At 72.8% G+C, this 662-nt stretch carries 1 protein-coding gene; it reads left to right on the forward strand.

The annotated features are described in order from the left end of the window. Positions 1-662 (forward strand): O-antigen ligase family protein (locus AC27KI_RS26650; RefSeq protein ID WP_487116898.1); only part of this gene is annotated, 662 nt, incomplete at both ends.

A 662-nucleotide genomic window follows, 5' to 3' on the forward strand; every position in this document is an offset into this window, starting at 1 on the left:
CCGTGGCCGCGGGCGTGCTGGCCGCCTGGGCGCTGATGCTCATCAGCACGGCGGATGCGGCCACCGCCTCGCGCACCGGCATCCTCGAATGGGGCGTGATGCTCGGGCTGCTGGTGCTCTGGCGCCGTTCCCTGGGCGGCCTGCCCCTGGCCTTCGCCGCCACGGGGGGGCTGCTGTACGCGCTGGCGGCCTGGGCGCTGCCCTGGATGCTGGAGCGCTGGGCGGGCGTATCGATGGACGGGCTGTTCCAGCGGCTCGCGGACGAGGGCCAAGGCTGCGTCAGCCGCACCGTGCTGTGGTCCAACATGCTCCACCTGATCGCGCAAAAGCCCTGGACCGGCTGGGGCTGGGGCGAGATGGCCTATGCCCACTACAGCACGCTGTTCCCGGGCGAGCGCTTTTGCGTGCTGCTGGACAACGCCCACAACCTGCCGCTGCACCTGGCCGTCGAGTTGGGCCTGCCCGTGGCGGGCGGGCTGTGCCTGCTGGCGCTCTGGGGCGTGTGGCGCCTGGCCCCCTGGCGCGAGACCGATCCGGTGCGCCAGCTGGCCTGGGGCGTGCTGGCCATCGTGGGCGTGCACAGCCTGCTGGAGTTTCCGCTGTGGTACGGGCCGTTCCAGCTGGCCACGGGGTTCGCGTTGCTGCTGCTCGTGCGCCCGGCG

It is taken from the genome of Acidovorax sp. KPB24-03, assembly GCF_057546605.1.